Genomic DNA, 14,089 nt, shown 5'->3' on the forward strand with positions numbered 1-14,089 from the left:
GCGACAGCGACCGGTTGTCCGGCCGCGGCCGCATTGCGCGCGGTCAGAACCTCAGGTCGGCACGCAGATAGAAATAACGGCCGCCCGGGATGTCGTAGGCCGACGCGTCATAGCCGTTGAGCGAGCACGACAGGCAGATCGGCGGATCCTTGTCGGCCAGGTTGTTGACGCCTGCGGTCAACTGCAGGCCCTGCTGCCAGTCGAAACGGTAGCCGACCTGCAGGTCGTTGTAGGTGGTGGCCGGCAGGGTGTTGGTGCCGTCAGCCGGATGGCTGCATACCGCAAAGGCGACCGCATCGCCGCAGTCCTCCTTGAGCTCGCTGATGTGGCGCACGCTCCATGAGACGTTCCATTGGTCGCGGCGCCAATCCAGCCGCGCCGTCGAGGTCCAGTCGGGAATCGCGCTGTCATTGACCTCGATCCCCACCGCGCGCGGCTGCACCTGCCCGGCGGCACCGACTGCCTCGTAACGCGTGACCAGCGTGTTCTGCCAGGACAGCTTGAACCGTCCGGCCGCGGTCTCCGGCAACGACCAGAAGAGGTTCGCGTCCCAACCGTCGGTCTTGATGGATCCCAGGTTGGTGAGGCGGTTGCTGAAGCTGTTGATGCCGCCGATCGAGGAGCGGGTGATGCCATCGCAGTACAGCGGGTCCAGGGTCTGCACGCACAGGTCCAGCTGGGTCTGGGCGTCGATGGCCTGCACCGCGCCCTCCAGGCTGTGGCGGTAGTAGGTCAGCTCCAGGTCGAGCCGGTCCGACCAGGAGGCGCCGCTGGCGATTCCGGGACTGAACACCAGCCCGGTGGTGAAGCTGCGTGCGGTTTCCGGCTCCAGGTCGCGGTTGCCGCCGGTGGTGACCGAGATCTGGCTGTTGGCCTGCACCGCGCCGGTGGGCACGCCCAGCGCGGCGCAGTTGGCAGGATTGCCTTGCGGCGCGCTGCCATCCAGGCCGATCAGGCACGGATCGCTGATCTGCAGGTCGGCGCGGCTGGCCGAGCCGAACAGCTCGCCGATGGACGGCGCCCGGAACCCCTCGGCATAGGTCGCGCGCAGCAGCAGCTCGTCGGCGACCTGCCAGCGCAGTCCGTACTTGGGCGTGAACTGGCTGCCAAAGGTCGAGTAGTCCGAGTACCGCCCCGCCAGGCTCAGCTCCAGGCTCTTGCCGAAGGTGTCGGGCTTGAGCAGGGGCACGTTGAGTTCGAGATAGGCCTCGCTGACGTTGTAGTCCCCCGACGTCGGCAGCGACGGGACGCCGTTGTAGAAACCCGCGACCGTCAGCGCGTCGGGCTGGTAGGACCCCTCGTAACGGCGGTGCTCGGCGCCGGCGGCGAAGGAAAGCGGACCGGCCCACAGCTCCGCCAGGTCGCCGGAGATGTTGGCGCTGAACACGTCCAGCGTCTGCTCACTGCGATCACGCACCACCGGCTGGATCCAGGCCAGCATGTCCGGAGTCAGTGTGCCCGGCCCGCCAAACACGTTCAGCGGCACGCAGCCCGGGGTCGCCGCGCAGACCGCCGGGTCACCCAGGGCGATGGCGATGTTGCGGATGTCGTAGCTGCCGTAGTTGGTCTGGCGCGCTTCGTTCTTGGCGGTGGAGAAGTTGGCGTCCCAGAACCACGAGCGATCGCCCGCGTCCAACCGGCCTTCCAGCCCGGCAGCGAAGTAACGCGTGTCGACGTTCTGCTCGTAGACGCGCGGTCCACCCTCGACCGGGCGCCGGCCGATCATGACCAGGTTGATGTCATTCTGCGGGGTGTTCGGATCATCCACCGAGACCAGGTCGAAGCCGAACGGGTTGTACGGATTGGCCGCCGACACGAACATGCCGTCAGCAATCGCATTGCCGGTGCCGGCATCCGCGCCCAGGAACAGCGGCTCCGGCGCGGCCTGGTTGACCGACTCGCGCCGGTTGGCCAGCACCTTGGCGTAGGCCTGCACCCTGTCGTTGAAGTAGAAGCGGTACTGGCCGAACACGCCGGTGCGCGTGGACGGCGTCAGCAGCATGTTGTATTCGGCGAAGTTGAACCGGTCGGCGGTCGCAAAGCAGTGGAACCCGTCGGTGCGATCGCAGCCGGTCTGGGCCGGGTCGTAGAACGGGTCGTTGTCGCCCTGGTTGGGTGTCAGGTCGAGCTCGGCGCCGGTGTTGGGATCGATCAGGATGAATCGCCCGCGCGGCGTGCCCGAGCTGCCAAAGGTCAGCCCGGTGCCCGGGGTGGGAAAGCGCGACTGCTCGCGGGTGCTGGCGTAGATCGGGTCCTGCTCCACGCGGCTGGCGCCGATGAAGAAATTGCTGCGCTCGGTGTTCATGCCCCAGGCCAGGTCCAGCCCCTTCTGGGTGCCGTCGCCCTTGCCGTACTGGCCGTAGTTCAGGGTTACCTGCCCACCGTCGAAATCACGCCGGGTGATGATGTTGACCACCCCGGCGATCGCGTCCGAGCCGTACAGCGAGGACGCGCCGTCCTCGAGCACATCGATGCGCTCCACCAGCGCCAGCGGGATCGTGTTCAGGTCGGTGGTTGCGCCGACCCCCGACGCGGAGGACTCGTTGACCCAGCGCACGCCGTCGACCAGCACCAGCACACGCTTGGCGCCCAGATTGCGCAGGTCGACCTGGGACGAGCCGGCACCCACGCCGTCGCCATTGGGCGAGAAACCGAAGTTGCCCGAGGAGTTGAACTTGGTGTTGAGCGCCGAACCCGAGCCGGTCAGCTCCTGCAGGATGTCGCCCACCGAGGTCAGGCCGGTGCGGTCGATGTCCTCTCGGGTAAGCGTCTGCACCGGCGTCTGGCTTTCAATCTCCGCCTTGCGGATACGGGTACCGGTGACCTGGACACTGTCCAGGGTGGTCGCGCTGCGGCCGTCCTGCTGGCCGTCGGCGGTTGGGGGTTGCTGCGCGGCGGCGGGCAGCGATGCGCCCAACAGGCACAGCGCGACAGCGGCCACCAGTGGGCGGCGACAAGGTGCGTTCATCGACTTCTCTCTCCCTAAGAATGTTTCGAAGCGCCACACCCCTGTCTGCGACGAGGCACTGTTGTAAACAATCCCGGGGCCCGCCACAAGCTGCAAAGCTTTCCGCCGGAACCTGCATGAGCGGTCGAGAGGTGTCCCAACTCAAATTGCGCCGGTCACCAGCAGGCTCACCGCCACCACCACCAGGAACACCGCGAATATCCGCTTCAGCGCATCCCCGTGCAGGCGGTGCGCCAGCCGCGTGCCCAGTGGCGCGGCAAAGATCGAGGCGATGGCCACGCCGATCGCCGCCGGCAGGTAGACATAGCCGATGGCATGCGCGGGCAAGGCCCCGGCCGGCGCGTGCATCGCATAACCCACCGCGCTGGCGAATCCGATCGCCACGCCGCACGCCGACGAGGTACCGACCGCGCGCACCGGCGCAACGCCGCGCCACACCAGCAGCGGCACCGTCATGCTGCCGCCGCCGATCCCGACCACTGCCGACAGCGCGCCGATGCCCCCGCCGGCGGCGAGGATGGGCCAGCCTCGCGGCGCCGCCTGCCCGGTTGCGGATTCCTGTCGCGGCCGGCCGAACTGCAGTTGCGCCGCCGCCAGCAGGCAGTAGCCGGCGACGATCCAGCGCAGCACGTCGTCACCGATCTGGACCGCCGCCCCGCTGCCCAGCCAGCCGCCCAGCAACAGCCCCGGCACCATCCACGCCACCGTCGGCCACAGCACGCTGCCGCGGCGTGCGTGGGCACGGGCGGACGCGGCCGCGGTAAGGATGATGCTGGCCAGCGAACTGGCCAGCGCGGCGTGCATCGCCGCTTCCGGCGGCACCCCCACCAGCGGCAGCAGGTACACCAGCGCCGCCACGAGGACCAGCCCGCCGCCCACGCCCAGCAGGCCGGCGAGCACGCCCGCCACGACGCCCAACAGGGGAAACAACAGCCACCACGCGCTCATCGCACTTCCCGTCATCAAGTGCCGATAGTGGAACACAGCCGCGCGTCGCATCCGGCAGGTTCCGCCTACCGCGTGCGGCGCAACCGGCTTCTGCCGCGGCCCGCGGAGTTCATCGACGCTCGGATATAGTCGCCCGATGCGACCCAAGACCCTGCTCCTGCCCGTGCTTCTCGCCGCGCTCGCGATTCCGTCGGCCGCGTTCACCCAGTCCAGCGCCGCCGTCCGACCCGCGGCCGGGCCCGGCGTGTCCCGACCGGTGGCGACGCCGCCTGGCGCGGTCCAGGTCGACCCGCAACGCGAGCGCATCGGCAGCGCGATTGCCGCCGCCGAGCGTGGCCAGTTCAGTGCGGCCCTATACGCGGATCTTTCCGGCCATCCGCTGTTCCCGTGGGTGGAATACGCGGCGATCGCGCGCGACATCAACACGCTGCCACGTGCGCGCGCCGAGGCCTTCCTCAAGCAGCACCAGGGCACCGCCGTCGCCGGGGTATTCCGCCAGGCGTGGCTGGCCGCCAGCGACCGTCGCGACGATCCATCCGCCGTGCTTTCGGCGTGGAGCGAGGACATCAAGAGCACGGCCCTGCGCTGCGCGTGGCTGGATGCGCGCCACGCGCTGGGCCGGGTGGACACCGACTGGACGCAGCAGGCGCAAGCGGTGTGGACCAGCACCGGCAAGTCCCTGCTCGATGCCTGCGACCCCGTGTTTGCAACCCTGGAGAGCCGCGGCGAGCTGCCCCCGTCGCTGCGCTGGCAACGACTGGAGCTGGCCGCCGACGAATGGGACGGCGCGGTCATGCGCGCGATTGCACGGGGCCTGCCCGCCGCCGAGCGCGGGCTGGCCGAGGACTACGCGGCGTTCATCGATACCCCGCATCCGCGCGCGCTGCAATGGCCCAAGACCGACCGCAGCCGCCGCGTCGCCTCGCAGGGCCTGGCCAAGCTGGGCAAGGCCGACCCGGATCGGGCCGAGTCGCTGCTGCCGCAATACGCCCGCGCGCTCAACTTCAGCGAAGCCGATCGCGGCCGCGTGCTGTACCAGATCGCCCTGTGGACGGTGGCGTCGTATCTGCCCGATTCGGCGCGCCGCCTGAACGCGGTGCCGACGGCCAGCTACGACCCGCGCCTGCACGAGTGGCGCGTGCGCAACGCGCTGGCGCGCTCGGACTGGCCGGCGGCATTGGCCGCTATCCGCAAGATGGGCGCCGAGCAGCGCAGCGATTCGCGCTACACCTATTTCGAGGCGCGCCTGGCCGAGCTGGCCGGCGACAAGGCCACCGCGCAGGCGAAGTACCGCGAGGCCGCGCGCTTTCCCGAGTTCCACGGCTTCCTTGCCGCCGACCGCATCGACCAGCCCTATGCGCTGTGTCCGGCGACCGTCCAGGCCGATGCGGCCACCCGCGCCGCGGTGGCAGCCAACCCGGCGCTGCAGCGCGCGATCGGCCTGCACCTGCTCGGCCGCAGCGGCTGGGCGGCGAAGGAATGGGCCGACGCGGTGGCAGGTTTCAACGACACCCAGCGCCAGGTCGCGGTGCAGATAGGGCAGGCCAACGGCTGGTTCGACCGGGCCGTGTTCTGGCTGGGCAAGGCGCCCGGGGAGCTGCAGCTTTACGACATGCGCTTTCCGCTGCACCACGACGCAACTATCCGGCGTGAGGCCGGGCGCAACAATATCGATCCTGCCTGGGTCGCCGCGGAAATCCGCGCCGAGAGCATCTTCAACCCTAAGGCGCGTTCCGGCGCCAACGCGATGGGCCTGATGCAGGTCCTGCCGAGCACCGGCGAGGCGGTCGCGCGCCGCATCGGCCGCGGCTGGGGCGGCGCTTCCAGCCTGTATGACCCGGACACCAACATCGTCCTGGGCACGGCCTACCTGCGCCAGATGCTGGATCAGTACGGCGGCAAGCCCTACTTCGCCATCGCCGGCTACAACGCCGGTCCGGCCCCGCTGACGCGCTGGCAGACCCAGCGCCCCGACATGGACGCGGACTTCTGGATCGAGACCATCAGCTACAAGGAAACGCGCGAATACGTTGCCCGCGTGCTCGCCTTCAGCGTCATCTATGACTGGCGTCTGGACGGCGATGCCCTGCGCCTGGAGGACCGCATGCACGGTCGCACCAACGCAGCGCGCAAGCCCTTCGCCTGCCCCACGCCGGCGGCGGGCCGCTCGTGAGCCGGGTGACGGCACGACAGGCGCAACCGGTGAGCCGATGAAGATCTACCTGGTTGGCGGCGCGGTCCGCGACCGCCTGCTCGGCCTGCCGGCGGGCGACCGCGACTGGGTGGTGGTCGGTGAGACCCAGGCGTCGATGGAAGCGGCCGGCTTCAAACCGGTCGGCCGCGACTTCCCGGTGTTCCTGCATCCCGACACCGGCGAGGAGCACGCACTGGCGCGAACCGAGCGCAAGTCGGGCCGTGGCTACCGCGGCTTCGTGGTCGACGCCGATCCATCGGTATCGCTGGAGGAAGACCTGGGCCGGCGCGATTTCACCATCAACGCCATTGCCCAGGATGCCCAGGGCGACCTGGTCGATCCGCACGGCGGCGTCGCCGACATCCAGGCGCGGGTGTTGCGCCACGTCGGCCCGGCCTTCGTGGAGGATCCGCTGCGGGTGCTGCGGGCCGCGCGTTTCATGGCCCGTTTTGCCCCGCTCGGCTTCACCGTCGCGCCGGAGACCATGGCCCTGATGGAGGAGATCACCGCCTCCGGCGAGCTGGCCGAGCTGGTGCCCGAGCGCGTCTGGCAGGAACTGCGCCGCGCGCTCGCCAGCCAGCGCCCTTCCGCGTTCCTGCGCACCCTGTACGAGGCCGGCGCACTGGCGGTCGTGCTGCCGGAAGTCGACGCGCTGTATGGGGTCGCGCAGCGGGCCGAGTTCCACCCCGAGATCGATACCGGCGTGCACGTCGAACTGGTCTGCGACATGGCCGCCCGGCTGGCGCCCGGCGACGAGCTGATCGGGTTTGCCGCGCTGACCCACGACTTGGGCAAGGCACTGACGCCCGCGCACGTGCTGCCGCGCCACATCGGCCACGAGCAGGCCGGCATCGCGCCGCTGCGTGCGCTGTGCGAACGCCTGAAAGTCCCGACCGAGCATCACCAGCTGGCGGCCATCGCCTGCCGCGAGCATCTCAATGTGCACCGTTTTGATGAGTTGCGCGCCAGCACCGTGGTGGCGCTGATCGAGCGCTGCGACGGCTTCCGCAAACCGGGCCGGATCGACCAGCTCGCGACCGTCTGCGAGGCCGACAAGCGCGGTCGCACGGGACATGCCGAAGACCCCTACCCGCAGGGCGAGAGCCTGCGCGCCGCCCATGCGGCGGCACGGGCCGTGCGCACCGACGCCCTGCCCGAAGGCCTCACCGGCCCGGCCATCGGCAAGGCGATGCGTGAGGCGCGGATCGCGGCAGTGGCCGCCGCGACCGGCAAGCGCCCCTAGAAGCCGCCCCCCGGCGCTCGCGATTGCGGCTCAGGGCAACCGCGCGTCCAGCCGCTGCAGCCACCGGGCAGCCGGCGTCGAGGACAGCAGCAGCCCGCCGAGCACGCCCAGCGAATTGGCCAGCGCGTCGGCCACATCGCCCATCCGGTCAGTGGTCAAGCTGGCCTGGGCGAATTCCAGGCCGATGCCGAAGCCGATGATGACCAGTGCGATCAGGGCCTGGGTGCGCAGGCGTGCGAACAGCGCGACCGCACCGGCCGAGAGCACCGCATAACCGACGAAGTGCTGCACCTTGTCGAAGCCGGAGATATCCACCGGCGGCAGCTTGTCCGGGGACATCAGCGAACCGACCGCCACCAGCACGAACAGCAGCAGCCACAGCGAGAGCCACAGCCACGGCCGCCGGAACGGCCGCATCACCGACAGATGCTGCGGCGCCGTGGTCACAGACGGAAACTCAGGTCGCCAGCGAGGAAGGCGGCGCCGAATTCGACGTCCTTCTGGAAGCCCATTACCTGGAACCGCTCGCCCATCTCGCTGGGCAGGGTCAGCCGCTTGACCTCGTTGATCCGGCGCTGGCGCAGCGCATCGTCCTTGATCGACTCGATGCGCTCCAGCACGCCGGCCATGCCGTTGCCGAGCAGGAAACTGGCCTGGCTGCAGTACCCGGCAAAATCGAAACCGGCCGCATCCCCCGCTTCGGCCAGCGCGGTGAAATCCACCGACGCGGTGATGTCCTGCAGGCCCGGCCACAGCAGCGGATCGGCGTGCATGCGGTGACGGTAGTAGGCGCGCAGGGTGCCGTCGCTGCGTTCCAGCTGGTAGTACTCGCCGCGCGGATAGCCGTAGTCGACAAACAGCATCGCGCCGCGGCGCAGGCCGCCGGCGACCGCCTGGATCCAGTACGGCAGCTGCGGCAGGACCTCGGAGCGGTAGCCGTCCGGCAAGGGCTCCTGCAGGCGTACGCCGACATGCTGCACCGCGCTGGCGAGGAAGGCGTCGGCCAGGCGCAGTTCGCGGGCGAACCCCAGCGCGGTCGCCACCACGTGCTCCTCGTGCACTTGGCCGTCCTGCAGCACGAAGCGCGGCGTCGGCAGGGCATCGATCACCTCGTTGGCAAACACCACCCCGTCCCAGTCATCGTCGAAGGGGCCGTCCAGCCAGTCCACCAGGTCGAAGACCGGCCCGATCAGCGACTCGCGCAGCCGCTCGCGCTGGCGTTCCCGCAGCTGCGCGCTGGGCTCCAGGACGGCGTAGCGGTCGGGCAGCGCGTCCAGCTCCATCAATCGCTTCAGCGCGACCTCGGCAAACGCGCCGGTGCCGCCGCCCAGCTCGAGGATGCGTGCCTCCGGCCCGCATTGCTGGATGACCGGGGCAATCGACTCGGCCACGCAGGCGGCGAAGATCGGCCCCAGCTCCGGGGCGGTGATGAAGTCGCCCTCGGCGCCGAACTTGCTCGCCCCGGCGCTGTAATAACCCAGCCCGGGGGCGTACAGGGCCAGCTCCATGAAGCGGGAAAACGGGATCGCGCCGCCGTTGTCGGCAATCTGCTGCTCGATGACGGCCTGCAGCTGCGCGCTGTGAGCGAGCGCTTCGGCGGCCGGTGGCGGGAGGTCGAACGGGTTGGAAGAGGCGTGGCTCACGGGGATCGCTCGCATTGGCATTGCGGTGGGCAGTCGCGCAGGATAACGGCTCGTGCCTTAAGGAAGACGCCATGCCCCGCCCCGTCGCCCTGGTCACCGGCAGCGCCAAACGCATTGGCGCGCAGATCGCCCGCACCCTGCACGCCGCCGGCTACGACCTCGCGCTGCACTACCGCCACTCGCGCGCCGAGATGGAGGCATTGGCGGCGGAACTGGAGACGGCGCGTCCCGGCAGCACCCTGATCGTGCAGGCCGACCTGGGCGAGTTCGACCGGCTTCCGGAAATGATCGCCCGCACCGTCGGCCACTTCGGCCGACTGGACGCGCTGGTCAACAACGCCTCCGGGTTCACCGCAACGCCGATCGGCCAGGCGACGCCGCAGCAGTGGGACACGCTGTTTGCCAGCAACGCACGCGCGCCCTTGTTCCTCGCCCAGGCCGCCGCGCCCCATCTGGCGGTCCATGGCGGCGCGATCGTCAACATGGTCGATATCTACGCCGAGCGCCCGCTGGCCGGCCACACGATCTACTGCATGGCCAAGGCCGCGCTGCTGATGGCGACCCGCTCGCTGGCCCTGGAACTGGGACCGCAGGTGCGGGTCAATGCCGTTGCCCCCGGCGCGATCCTCTGGCCGCACGACGCCACCGCCGAGGACTCCGCGGCCGCCGCGCACGGGTCCCAAACCCCGCCCACCACGGCGGACCAGGCGGAAAAACTGGCGCGCACGCCGCTGCAGCGCACGGGAACCCCGGCCGAGGTGGCCGAGGCGGTGCGCTGGTTGTTGCAGGATGCGGCTTACTGCACCGGCCAGGTCGTGCACGTGGACGGTGGCCGGATGCTCGCCGGCTGACGCCGGGCTACTCGCCCGGGGTCATCCGCGCGCGGCGGCGAAGCTCGTAGGCCTTCGCCTCCTCCCCGCCTTCGTCGTTGCGGATCTGCCGGCGCAGGAACAGGTGGATGCCCAGCGGCACCATCACCAGCAAAAAGATGGAGCCGCCCAGGGACAGCCAACCCACGGGCTTGGTCAACAGTTCAACCAGGATCGGATGCATCGCGCGCCTCCTTGTGGCGGTGTCGATGCATCCATCGTGCCCTAATGCGCCGCCGCGTTCTTGAGCACGATCAAATCGCCGCCGCGGGGGCGAGCGCAACCGTCGCCAGGGCGAGGTCGCGATCGGGGTGGATCTGCCACAGCTGCGCCAGCGTGCGGCCATCGCCGGGCACCACCACCTCCGGGGCAATGTCCGCCAGCGGACGCAGCACAAAGGCGTGCTGGAGGTCCGGGCGCGGGATGCGCAGGTTGCCGGGCCCGGACAGCACGCGGTCATCGAACAGCACGATGTCGACGTCCAGCGTGCGATCGCCGAACCGCGGCCCGCTGCGATCGCGCAGGTGGGCATCCTCAAGCGCGTGCAGCCAGTCGTGCAGGGCCACCGGGTCGAGGTCGGTCTGGATCACCGCCGCAGCGTTGAGGAAGTCATTGCCCTCGAACCCCACCGCGCGGGTGCGGTACACCGGCGAGAGGACGATGTCGCCGAAGCGCTCGCGCAGCTCCTGCACCGCGCGGCGCAGGTGCAGCACCGGTTCCAGGTTGCTGCCCAGGCTGAGGTAGGCGCGGCTCACGCCGGCGCTCCGGTCATGATTCCAGGTTGTCCGACGTACCGGCGTGGGGCCGCAATGCCCGCGGCGCGCCGTCGCCCTCGTCCGTGGCCGCCTCGTCATCCCCGTCGGGCTGGTCCAGCCTGGCACCGATGCCCGGATCGATCGCATCCGCCATCGGCGACTGCCGACCCGTCACCAGCGCCGACACGTCCGCGCCGCTGGGCGCCTGGTACAGGCGCAGGCCGAACTCGGGCAGCATCGCGATCAGGTGGTCGAAGATGTCCGACTGGGTGTTCTCGTACACCGCCCAGGCCACGCTGTTGGTGAAGCAGTAGAGCTCCAGCGGCAGGCCGGTTGCCCCCGGCTCCAGCTGTCGCACCAGCAGGGTCATGTCCTGGTGGATGCCCGGATGCGCGCGCAGGTAGTGATAGACATACGCGCGGAAGGTACCGATGTTGGTCACCCGGCGGGTGTTGACAGGGTCCTTGCCCTTGGCCAGCAGGTTCTCGTTGTAGGCCTCCAGCTCGTGGCGCTTGTCGTCCAGATACTCGTCGATCAGGGCGATCCGGCGCAGGCGCGAGCGCTCCTCGGGTTCCAGGAAGCGCACCGAGGACTGGTCGATCAGCAGCGAGCGCTTGATCCGCCGCCCGCCGGACTCCTGCATGCCGCGCCAGTTCTTGAAGCTGTCGCTGATCAGGCGGTAGGTCGGGATGGTGGTGACGGTCTTGTCCCAGTTCTGCACCTTGACCGTGTTCAGCGCCATGTCGATCACGTCGCCATCGGCCTGCAGGGCGGGCATCTCGATCCAGTCGCCCACCCGCAGCATGTCGTTGTTGGCCAGCTGGATGCTGGCGACCAGCGACAGGATGGTGTCCTTGAACACCAGCAGCACCACCGCGCTCATCGCGCCGAAGCCCGACAGCAACAGCAGCGGCGAACGGTCGATCAGGGTGGCGATGATGACCACCACCGCAAACACGTAGACCACCAGCTTGACGACCTGCAGGTAGCCCTTGATCGGCCGCTCGTTGGCGCGGCTGCTGCCTCTCACGTACAGCTCGTTGACCGCGTCCAGAACATTGCTGATCGCCAGCGTGATGGTCAGCACCACGAACGCCCAGGCCACATTGCGCACCACCGTCTCCAACCCCGCGGGCAGGTCGGTGATCGCGGCGATGCCGCTGGCGATGATCAGCGCAGGCACGATATTGGCCAGCCGTGCCAGCACCTTGGGCGACATCAGCGCATCGTCCCAGCGCATCGGCGTGGCCTGCACCACGCGGGTGACGACCCGGACCAGGATCATCCGGGTCAGCCAGTTGGCCAGCCACGCAGCCAGCGCCAGGCCGGCCAGCTGCAGCACGGTGTAGGTGTAGGGGTAGGCCTGGAGCGGCTCCAGGAAGGCCAGGTTTTCGAGCAGGGTCATGGCGCCACCCTAGCGGCCGAGCGTTCGATCATCACGCCGACCGAGCGTGCACCGCGCACGGCGCCGGGCTTGCCCAGCTTCAGGCGCACATGGGCCACCCCGAACTCCTCCAGGATCAGCGCCGCGACGCGCTCGGCCAGGGTCTCGACCAGGCCGAAGTCGGACTCGCCGACGTAGGCGATGATCCGCTTGCTGACCGCCTTGTAGTTGAGGGTGTCCTCGATGGCATCGCTGGCGGCCGGAATCCGGTTGTCAAAGCCCATCTCGACGTCGAAGACCAGCGGCTGCCGGATCCGGCGTTCCCAGTCGTAAATGCCGATCAGGGCCTCCACTTGCAGCCCTTCGATGAATACCTTGTCCATTAACGGTTACCTGTGTGTGTCAACTGCGCGATCGAGCAGTGCATGAAAAAAATAGATTGGGCGTCGTGCGCGTGGAGATGCGCGCGGGCGCGGTCGGTCGATACCCCGTCGTACCGCCGCTCAGAGCGCCGGCAGGGTCGCCATGTCCCAGCGCGGCCAGACCTGAACGGCGGCATCGCCGTGTTGGCCGGCCTGCAGGCGAAGCGCGCCGGCGAAGGCGATCATCGCGCCGTTGTCGGTGCAGAACGCCGGCCGCGGGAAGCTGACCCGGCCGCCGCGCCGGACGGCCATGGCCTGCAGTTTCTCCCGCAGCCGCACATTCGCGCCCACCCCGCCGGCGACCACCAGCGTCTCGCAGCCGGCCGCTTCCAGGGCGCGCTCGCACTTGATCGCCAGCGTGTCCACCACCGCCTCCTCGAACGCGCGCGCGATGTCCGCCCGGGCCTGGCCGGACTGGTCGCTGTCGCGCCAGGCCAGCATGACCTGGGTCTTCAGCCCGCTGAAGCTGAAATCCAGCCCCGGGCGATTGGTCATCGGCCGCGGGAAACGGTACGCCCCGGCCGTGCCCTGGCCCGCGAGCGCGGCGAGTTGCGGCCCGCCGGGATACGGCAGGCCCATCAGCTTGGCGGTCTTGTCGAAGGCCTCGCCGGCGGCATCGTCCAGGGTCTCGCCCAGCAGCCGGTAGCTGCCGATCGCCTCCACCGCGATCAGCTGGGTGTGCCCGCCCGACACCAGCAGGGCCACGAACGGCGGCTCCGGCCGGCCCAACGGGTCGTCCTCCAGCAGCGGCGCCAGCAGGTGGCCTTCCATGTGGTGGACGGCGATGGCCGGCTTGTCCAGCGCCCAGGCCAGCGACCGGGCGACACCGGCGCCCACCAGCAGCGCGCCCACCAGACCGGGACCGGCGGTGTAGGCCACCCCGTCGATGTCGGACACGGCCATGCCCGCCTCGTCCAGCGTCTGGCGGATCAGCGGCAGCAGCTTGCGCACGTGGTCGCGGCTGGCCAGCTCGGGCACCACGCCGCCATACTCCGCGTGCAGCGAAATCTGGCTGTACAGCGCATGCGCGAGCAGGCCGTCGCGGGTGTCGTAGACGGCCACGCCGGTTTCATCGCAACTGGTTTCGATGCCCAGGACTTTCATTGGCGGTATGCGGCCTGACCGCAATCGGGGATGCCAGCAGGGTACTCCAGCCACCACAACGGGACGTATCCGGGTCGCGCCCGGGCGGCGACTTGCACTGGCGATGCCTGTCTCGCTATCATATGCGGCTCGCCCGGACTTGCCGGGCAGTTCACCCGAACCGAGATCCCGCATGCCCGCCGTTAAAGTCCGCGAAAACGAGCCATTCGAGTTTGCCCTGCGTCGCTTCAAGCGCACCTGCGAAAAGGCCGGCGTCCTCGCCGAGACCCGCAAGCGCGAGTACTACGAAAAGCCGACCCAGGAGCGCAAGCGCAAGGCCGCAGCCGCCGTCAAGCGCCAGTCCCGTCGCGTCGCCCGCGATGTGACCAAGCGTCAGCGCCTGTACTGATCGCCTGGTCGAATGGATCCGATCCGGCGCTGTGAAGGCGCTGTTGATCAGAATCCGTTCGACCCAGTTACCCTGACCCCGTCGGCAACGCCGCGGTCCGGGCCTCAAGCAGCAAGCCGGCCGCGCCACGATGCGCCGCCGGCTTTTTGTGTTCGCCGATTTCCCGCCGAG

13 protein-coding genes are annotated in these 14,089 nt (G+C 69.4%); 4 read left to right on the forward strand and 9 right to left on the reverse strand.

The window, feature by feature from the left end; translation table 11 throughout:
• Window positions 1-43: 43 nt before the first annotated feature.
• Together INQ40_RS11450 and INQ40_RS11455 are read right to left on the reverse strand one after the other, a co-directional pair.
• Window positions 44-2,968, reverse strand: a complete 2,925-nt coding sequence (locus tag INQ40_RS11450) for a TonB-dependent receptor (protein WP_194340526.1) — start codon at window positions 2,966-2,968, stop codon at window positions 44-46.
• A gap of 141 nt (window positions 2,969-3,109) precedes the next feature.
• On the reverse strand, window positions 3,110-3,967 hold the full coding sequence (locus tag INQ40_RS11455; RefSeq protein WP_228482013.1) for a sulfite exporter TauE/SafE family protein: 858 nt from the start codon (window positions 3,965-3,967) through the stop codon (window positions 3,110-3,112).
• Window positions 3,968-4,052: 85 nt separating this feature from the next.
• Here INQ40_RS11455 and INQ40_RS11460 point away from each other — a divergent pair, with 85 nt between their 5' ends.
• Together INQ40_RS11460 and INQ40_RS11465 are read left to right on the forward strand one after the other, a co-directional pair.
• A complete protein-coding gene (locus INQ40_RS11460; RefSeq protein ID WP_194340527.1) occupies window positions 4,053-6,089 on the forward strand; it encodes a lytic transglycosylase domain-containing protein in 2,037 nt (678 codons plus the stop codon).
• A 37-nt stretch (window positions 6,090-6,126) separates the two neighbouring features.
• Entirely contained in the window at window positions 6,127-7,353 is a 1,227-nt protein-coding gene (locus INQ40_RS11465; RefSeq protein ID WP_194340528.1) for a multifunctional CCA addition/repair protein, read from the forward strand.
• Between the two features lie 30 nt (window positions 7,354-7,383).
• On the opposite strand, the gene INQ40_RS11470 is transcribed toward INQ40_RS11465, so the two are convergent.
• On the reverse strand, window positions 7,384-7,800 hold the full coding sequence (locus INQ40_RS11470) for a hypothetical protein (RefSeq protein WP_194340529.1): 417 nt from the start codon (window positions 7,798-7,800) through the stop codon (window positions 7,384-7,386).
• Window positions 7,797-9,011 carry an SAM-dependent methyltransferase gene (locus tag INQ40_RS11475; protein WP_228482014.1) on the reverse strand — a complete coding sequence of 405 codons (1,215 nt, stop codon included), beginning with the start codon at window positions 9,009-9,011 and terminating at the stop codon, window positions 7,797-7,799. The genes INQ40_RS11470 and INQ40_RS11475 overlap by 4 nt, the downstream gene beginning before the upstream one ends.
• 56 nt (window positions 9,012-9,067) lie before the next feature.
• Between INQ40_RS11475 and INQ40_RS11480 the strand changes: the two genes are divergently transcribed.
• On the forward strand, window positions 9,068-9,847 hold the full coding sequence (locus INQ40_RS11480; RefSeq protein ID WP_194340531.1) for a pteridine reductase: 780 nt from the start codon (window positions 9,068-9,070) through the stop codon (window positions 9,845-9,847).
• A 7-nt stretch (window positions 9,848-9,854) separates the two neighbouring features.
• Here INQ40_RS11480 and INQ40_RS11485 read toward each other — a convergent pair whose 3' ends face one another.
• From INQ40_RS11485 to tsaD, 5 genes are all read right to left on the reverse strand, one after another.
• A complete protein-coding gene (locus INQ40_RS11485) occupies window positions 9,855-10,049 on the reverse strand; it encodes a hypothetical protein (protein WP_193984697.1) in 195 nt (64 codons plus the stop codon).
• 70 nt (window positions 10,050-10,119) lie between these two features.
• The gene (folK, locus tag INQ40_RS11490) at window positions 10,120-10,620 is read right to left on the reverse strand and encodes a 2-amino-4-hydroxy-6-hydroxymethyldihydropteridine diphosphokinase (RefSeq protein ID WP_194340532.1); all 501 of its coding nucleotides are present in this window, start codon (window positions 10,618-10,620) and stop codon (window positions 10,120-10,122) included.
• A 13-nt stretch (window positions 10,621-10,633) separates the two neighbouring features.
• Window positions 10,634-12,025, reverse strand: coding sequence for a mechanosensitive ion channel domain-containing protein (locus tag INQ40_RS11495; protein WP_228482015.1), 1,392 nt, complete (start codon window positions 12,023-12,025; stop codon window positions 10,634-10,636).
• On the reverse strand, window positions 12,022-12,387 hold the full coding sequence (gene folB, locus INQ40_RS11500) for a dihydroneopterin aldolase (protein ID WP_194340533.1): 366 nt from the start codon (window positions 12,385-12,387) through the stop codon (window positions 12,022-12,024). The genes INQ40_RS11495 and folB overlap by 4 nt, the downstream gene beginning before the upstream one ends.
• Before the next feature lie 120 nt (window positions 12,388-12,507).
• Window positions 12,508-13,530, reverse strand: a complete 1,023-nt coding sequence (gene tsaD / locus INQ40_RS11505) for a tRNA (adenosine(37)-N6)-threonylcarbamoyltransferase complex transferase subunit TsaD (RefSeq protein ID WP_194340534.1) — start codon at window positions 13,528-13,530, stop codon at window positions 12,508-12,510.
• Window positions 13,531-13,702: 172 nt separating this feature from the next.
• Here tsaD and rpsU point away from each other — a divergent pair, with 172 nt between their 5' ends.
• Complete coding sequence (gene rpsU, locus INQ40_RS11510; RefSeq protein ID WP_043959185.1) at window positions 13,703-13,918, forward strand: 30S ribosomal protein S21; 216 nt, start codon at window positions 13,703-13,705, stop codon at window positions 13,916-13,918.
• Window positions 13,919-14,089 lie beyond the last annotated feature (171 nt).

It is taken from the genome of Lysobacter sp. H21R4 (assembly GCF_015277535.1).
GTDB classification, from domain to species: domain Bacteria; phylum Pseudomonadota; class Gammaproteobacteria; order Xanthomonadales; family Xanthomonadaceae; genus Novilysobacter; species Novilysobacter ciconiae.